General features: G+C 68.0%; 3 protein-coding genes. 1 reads left to right on the top strand and 2 read right to left on the bottom strand.

All coding sequences use genetic code 11. The features are described from left to right. A partial coding sequence (locus OXG55_00320) for a hypothetical protein (GenBank protein ID MCY4101703.1) occupies positions 1–1018 on the bottom strand: 1018 nt, incomplete at its 3' end. A gap of 30 nt (positions 1019–1048) precedes the next feature. Here OXG55_00320 and OXG55_00315 point away from each other — a divergent pair. Next, the gene (locus OXG55_00315) at positions 1049–1225 is read left to right on the top strand and encodes a hypothetical protein (GenBank protein MCY4101702.1); all 177 of its coding nucleotides are present in this window, start codon (positions 1049–1051) and stop codon (positions 1223–1225) included. A gap of 271 nt (positions 1226–1496) precedes the next feature. Here the strand turns inward: OXG55_00315 and OXG55_00310 are convergent, their stop codons facing one another. Further along, positions 1497–6821, bottom strand: a complete 5325-nt coding sequence (locus OXG55_00310) for a S8 family serine peptidase (GenBank protein ID MCY4101701.1) — start codon at positions 6819–6821, stop codon at positions 1497–1499. Between the last annotated feature and the right edge of the window lie 267 nt (positions 6822–7088).

The following is a 7088-nucleotide window of genomic DNA, read 5'->3' as shown; positions in this document are numbered from 1 at the left end:
AAATATCCCTATCCAACAACACATCCACCCGAGACCCGTCATACAACGCCTTCTGCTTCGTGTAGGCCCCGTCGGATTTGCGCATCACCGGCATCGGGTAGAACTTGAGATTGTTCGTCAGGACCGGCATCGCTGCCGCCACTGCCTCATACGCAAACGCCGCATCCCAGAAATCGACATTGTCATAGTTCTGGAACTCAAGGCGGTAGACGCCCAATGAACCGTCAGGAGCAAAGACATTGGGGTGGTACACGACCTCACCCCGCAAATGCCCATGAATGTCGTCTTTGTTCCACCCCATCAACCATCTATACCCAAGATGCGCCCGGGTGGCGCGCGAGTTGATGAAATACACCTCTGGGCTGTCAGTGCCCGGGTGGAGTATCCAGAACTTCAGATACTCCAAACCTGTGAGGTGGGGGTCGTTGAGAATATACGAGCCTTGATACGACAGCGCCTCGAATGCCTCATGGGAGTCAATGGAGGCGGCCCCGATCTTGAGCTTGTGAAAGGGGTGCCAAGCCAAATGCCGACTCCGATAGCCCGGGTGGAGTTGGCCGGCGTCCGTTGCCGGGTTCGTGGGGTTTTGACGTCCCGAATCCGCCAGCTCAGCCATGTCGTCAACACAGTCGCCGTCCACATCGGCCGGATTGTCGATCCGGTACTTCTCCACCTTGTACCGATCGGCGGCCAACGATGCCAGCCGGTCAGACAACACAGTCGTGCCGTCCTCGCCCCGGGTGACCGACTGCGGAATCCACTTCCACACCCCGCTCCGCCTCTCGTGCTTCACGTACAAGACGAAATAGTCAGCAGTAGTCGAAGCGACACTGATCGGCACCGCGGTGACCGCGACCACCGTCGGGGTCGGCGCTACCCAGCCATCATCGCACGGCCCCAGAGTCGCCGTGCCCGACCCGTCCTCAGCGGCCACAAACGACACCGGCGCCACCACGCCGACCAGGGCGACGCACAGAACTAGCGCCAGCCGCCCGATAACACCCGCCACACGCATCATCGCTCCAATCCCCAAAGCCTAGGCTAAACAGTGAAGACATGTGCGGGGCGGGCCGTCGCCGCTGTGGAGGTCAAGGCCCGCAACCGGGTCAAACGCCGCGACGCCGACCGGATCATCACCCGGCGCGACACCACCGACGCGCTGACCGAGCGCCGCCCGTGTGTGACCGCAGAGGTTGACAGATACAAAATCGGATTTTGGATCTGACAGCCTTTGGTAGGTCGATACCGTGCTGATCGAAGCCAAGGCATCCATGACGCCCGGCGGCCACCTGCTGAGCGCTGCATCCGCCGTGCGGGATCGCCTCGCCGAGGCGGTCGCGGCACTGCCGTTCGCCGTGTACGGCGGCGCTGTCGCCGTTCACCGTCCAGCTGTCGGCTTCAGGGACCGTGAGCATGCACCACAGATGGAAGGCGGACGATACCTCGCGCGCAACGCCAAGCCCTCACCGCTCTCAGGCCCTGACGGTGACAGTCGCTCAGTCGTTGTCTTTGATGGTGACCGTCGCGGTGCCGCGGCTGATGGGGGCGCCTTGGGCGTCGACGAGGACTGCTTGGAAGGTCTCGTCGCCTTCGTCTGTGTGGTCGTCGACGATCATTATGTAGATGTAGCGGTACAGCAGCCGGCCGCCCGCAGCGAACCTCAGCGTCCGGCTGCCCGCGGGAATGCCCCTGTAGTCCGCGCCGTCGCGTGCGGTGCCGTCTCGGGTGATCACCCGCACGGTGACGGTCTGGTCGGGGGTCTCGCTGAGATACACCATGAACCGCACATAGCGGCCGCTCTCGCTCACCTCCACGTCGCGCACCGACAGGCTCGGCCCCGCAGGAGGCGGCGGAGGGGGCGGCGGTGGGGGTTGGTCGTCGTTGGTTATGGCGGTGTCGACCGGGCCGCCGGCGGCGGCGATGCCGCCCGACAGGCCCCGGGCGGCGGGGGCGCGCTGGCCTGAGCCGAACGCCACCCGCACGGTGCGCTCGTCGGTGTCGTCGTTGGGCACCGCCGCCAGCACCAAAATCGCCTCCTGTGCGCCCGCGGCGAGCACGACGGCCGGGTTCTGGGCGCTGTGGGGGTCTGCGATAACCAGCGTCACGTGCCCGTTGAGACCCTGGCCCTGCTTGAGCGCGAGCGTGTAGTGGTCGCCCGCGACAGCGCCGGTCACGGACAGGGGGGCGGTCACTGCCTCGCCCGACACGAGCGCCCGGCCCAAAGTCACGGTGATCTCGCGTGTGCCGCCGTCCTCAGCCACGGCGCTGCCGGCCGCGGCCGCCAGCACCACCGAGGTGGCGTCGTCATCGGCCACGCCGACCGTCGCCGACGACGACGTGGCCGACACGGTATAGCCGCTGCCCGCGCTCACCGCCACGGTGATTGCACCGTCAGCCTCGTCGGCGCTGTCGCCGACAGTGGCCACGCTGTAGGACTTGCTACCGCTGGTCGGGACCACAACTGTCCTCGTGCCCGTGGAGACCCCGAAGTCGCCCTGCTGGGCTACCGACACCGACACCGACAACGGCGCAGAGGGCGCGGGGCTAGCAGTCACCGTGAACACCGCCGCGCCGCCCTCGGTCACACCACTGCCCGCGGTCACGCTCACCTCCGGCGTCGCCGGCGGCGGCGGAGGGGGCGGGGGCGGGTCGTCGTCATCAGCCACAGCCACCGACGCAGAGCCCTGGGTGGACGACACGGTGTAGCCGGTGCCCGCGCTCACCGCCACGGTCACCGACCCGTCGGCCTCATCGTCGCTGTCACCCGTCGTTGCCACAGCGTGGCTCACGCTGCCACTCGTGGGAATGGTCACCGACTTCGTGCCCGTCGACACGCCGAAGTCGCCGGACTGGGCGACGGTCACCGTCACCGACAGCGGCGATGCGGGCGCGGGGTCGGCAGTAACGGTGAACACCGCCGCGCTGCCCTCGGTCACACCACTGCCTGCGGTCACGCTGACCTCCGGCGGTGGGGGCGGCGGAGGAGGAGGCGGTGGGGGCGGCGGAGGAGGAGGCGGTGGGGGCGGCGGCGGAGGGTCTAGTGTCGATGGCGCTGTTCGGCACGCCTGGAGGCGGTCGAGCTCGGCGTAGATCTTCTGCCACAGCGCATTGGGGCCGGCACCCTGCCAGTTGGGGTCTTGGCGGTCGGGCCTTGCCTTGAGCAAGGCCACGGTGTAGGTGTCTTTGCCCAGCATGGTGTCATAGGAGCGGGTGAACGTCCCCAGCAGATCAGGACGGGCGCCGTTCCACGGATCGGCGGTCTTGGCCAGCACCTGGGCGAGCAAGGCGGTGTCGGTGGTGAGGCAGTTTGGCTGCGTCGTCTGGGCCTGGGGCACCTTGGCCACGTCGTCGTCGGCGACGGCCACCGTGGCCGATCCCCGGGCAGAGGAGACCGTGTAGCCGACGCCCGCGCCGACAGCGACCGCGATCGAGCCATCCGGCTCGTCTGTGCCGTCATCGGAGGTGGCCACCGAGAGCTTCGCAGTGCCGACAGTGCCGACCGTGACCGTCCTTGTGCCCGTCGACGCCCCGAAACTGCCCTGCTGGGACACAGTCACCGACACCGCTAGCGGCGCCGCCGGGGCCGGGTCGGCCGTGAGCGTGAACGAGGCGCTGCTGCCCTCGGTAATGCCCGCACCGGCTGACACGCTGATCTCGGGCACGTCATCGTCGGCCACTACGACCGTGGCCGATCCGTGGGCGGAAGAGACCGTGTAGCCGCTGCCCGCGCCGACAGCGACGGTGACCGAGCCGTCGGCCTCGTCGGCGCCGTCGTCGGTCGTCGTGATCGCGAGGCTTGCTGTGCCGGTGGTGGGGATCGTGACAGTCTTGGCGCCGGTTGCGACGCCGTAGTCACCGCTTTGGGAGACCGTTACCGGCACCGCCAACGCCGTGGCCGGAGCGGGTTTCGCGGTGAGCGTGAACGAGGCGCTGCCGCCCTCGGTGACGCCCGCACCGGCCGTCACGCTGATCACCGGATCGGGTGTTTGCTGGGCGGCCTGGCGGGGCAGGCCGTCCACGGTCAAGGTGAACGCGCCGGCCTTTCGCGGTGAGAAGGTTGTCGCCTCGATCGTGTAGTCGCCGGCGGGCAGCACCAGCGTGAGCCGGGAGTTGTACCCGGTGCCGCTGTCGTCGTCGCGGTTGCGGCCGAGCCCGTTCTTCTCGCCCGAGCCGTTCCGCAGGTACAGGTAGGTGTCGATGCCCGAGGTGAGGTCGATCGCCAGCCGCGTGCCCGTCGTCTTGGCCAAGGTGAAGGTGTAGAACCGCGAATAGCGGCCTATTCGCTGCGATGACTCGCAGGCTGCGTCCCACTCGTCGGCGAAGGCGCCGCTGCCCGTCAGGGCGGCCACGCAGGCGTCGCCCGCCACCGGCGGCGGAAGCGTGTCGTCGTCGTCGGCCACCGCCACCGTCGCCGAACCCGCCGACATCGACACGCTGTACCGCACACTGGGTTTCACCGCCGCCGTCACCGTGCCGTCGGACTCGTCGGCGCTGTCGTCTGTGGTGGCGACGCTGAACTGGGCAGAGCCGCTGGTGGGGATGGTCACGGTCCGCTGCCCGGCGGTGCCGGCGGCTGCGCTGCCCTGCGAACTCACCGTCACCGCCACCGCCAGCGGACTCGATGGGGCCGGATTGGCCGACACCGTGAATCGGGCGCCGCTGCCCTCGGTCACATCGGCGCCCGCCGCGATGCTGATTTCCGACCCGGACGGGGCCTGCGCCTCCACACCCTCAACCCCCAGGGTGAACGTGCCGGTGCGCCCCGAGCTCACGGGGCGCACCTCGATGGTGTATTCGCCGGCGGGCAGGTTTTCTGTGATACGCGCCGGGCGGTAGCTGTTGACTCCGGCCACCCTTGCTCCCGACCTCACGTCTTTGCCTCGGCGAAGGCCCAGATGGAAGCCGTAGACCGAGGCTGTCAGATCGATTGTCACTCTGCTGGGCTGGCTCAGCGCGAAGCCGAAATAGCGCGTGTAGCTCTTGAGCGAGCGCGGGTACGAATTCTGCTCGATGCAGAAGTGGTCCCAGGTTCCCTGGATGCTTCCGCTTCCCGTCAGCGCGGTGAAGCATCCGCTCCCGTTGAGGGGTTCGAGCCCTGCGGTGGGCAACTGCGCAAGGCCGTGCCCCCAGGTGTTGTCGGCGCCTTGGGTGCCACGGTCCGCGGCGTTGGCCTTGAGGTAGCTGGCCACTTGGGTCGGCGTGTAGGTGGGATAGCGCTGGCGCACCAGCGCAGCGAGGCCCGCGATGTGGGGCGCCGCCTGGCTGGTGCCGCAAAATGACCCATACCGGCTTACGACTTTGGTGCAATCGACGGCGACGATGTCGGGCTTAGTGCGCCCGTCGGGCGTCGGGCCGCGGCCCGAATACGACCTGGTCGTGGTGGTACTGGCTTCGGACGCGGCGCCGACTGCCAGCATGCCCGGGCTAGCGCTGTCGCCCGGGCTCGTGACGCTGCCGCCGGCCGAGTAGTGATCGAGCACTTCGTACGCCGGGTCGCCCGCCCAGAAGGCGAGTTGCAGCCACGACGGAGCGGTGGTGCCGGCAGTCTTCTTCACATAGAACCAGTAGTGCCCCGACCTCGGGGCCGTGAACTTTGTGATCTCGAAGGGAACGTCGCGCGTGCCGCCGTTCTGCGTGTCGCTGCTGCCGCCGACAACCGTCTGCGCCCCGTCGGCGCTTGCCGAGTACCTGATCTCGATGTTGAGATCCTTGGACGAGCGGCGCCAGGCGTCATCCCAGCGCAACTGCACGATGGACGAACGCCCAGCGGTCAGCTCAAGATGCTGCGCCTCGTCCACCGCGGCGCCGTTGCGGGCCCATTCGTGATAGCCGTCGTTGTCGCTATCGGTCCACGAGCCGTACCAGGTGTCCCGATGGAGGTTCCCGGCCGCGTTGACCCACACAATGCCGTTGTCGGCGGCCCACTTCACCGTGTTCAGCGGACTCGGGCTGTACGGCGACGTGCCGTCGGCGGCACCGTGCCAAGTCCAGCTCACCGAGTAGACGATGACCTTCACCCCCTGGCTGTGCATCCACACCACGGCGCTGTGAAGGTCTGCCCACGTGTATGGGTTGGAGATATACAGATCGGCGTCGGGCGCCATGTCCATCACCGTCTCCGCTACCCACGTTCCGTGGCCGCTCCCGGCCCTGTCACAGTTCGCCAGATCGCTCGTCGGCTTGCCGACGTCGGTGTAGCAGCGGCCGGCCACCGTCGCCGGCAGCTGGCCGCGCATCGTGGCGATCAGCCCGGCGAAGCCGTTCCTGGCGGCGGCGGCGGTGGGATAGTCGATGACGCCCACCTTCACTCCGTCGCCGGTGAACCCGTTGTGGTGCCACACATCCGCGAGATGCAGGCTGACGCCCTCGCCGATGTAGCCGCCACGCTCGCGCATCGCCTCGGGCATTTCCCGGACGCGCGCCACCCCGGCCTGGCCTGCCAGCGCCGCCAGCACCTCGGGGGTCACATAGGCCTCCAAGTAGCCCGGGAGCGCGTTGGCCGGCGCCGCCCCGCACCGGTCGAGGAACGCGGCCACCTCGTTCTGGTTGCCGTCCAGCCACACCGACACCAGCAGCGGCTCGCTCGCCGTCGAGTTACCGCCATCGGGCAGGACCGGCGATGTAGCGCCGCCCGACATTGACGGGTCGGGCGCACCGCACGCATCGGCAGCCGAATACCCGCTGGCCACCGCCAACGCGCTCAGATGCGAACCAAGATTCGGATAGGCCTGACCCGGTTCGAGCACCTCGTCCAGATCAGGCAGCAGGCCGTCGCCTACCTGGCCTGCGGCAGCAGCAGGCACGAGGACCGCCGCGGCCACAGCCAAAACCACCGCAGCACACAAAAACCGGCGTCCAGCAGCAATCCCGCGCATACCCACCCCACAATTTTAGGGGGGGGGGATTCGCCGCGTGCAACACCAAGCCCTCACCGCCCTCAGGCACTGACGGAGACAGGCGCTCAGTCGTTGTCTTTGATGGTGACCGTGGCGGTGCCGCGGCTGATGGGGGCGCCGACAGCGTCGGTGAGGACGACTTGGAAGGTCTCGTCTTGTTCGGGGTCGTGGTCGTCGAGGATGGGTATGTAC

It is taken from the genome of bacterium (assembly GCA_026708055.1).
Classification (GTDB): Bacteria; Actinomycetota; Acidimicrobiia; order Acidimicrobiales; family CATQHL01; genus VXNF01.
The sequence above is the reverse complement of the archived record's forward strand: the minus strand, read 5'-3'. Positions and strand labels throughout refer to the sequence as shown.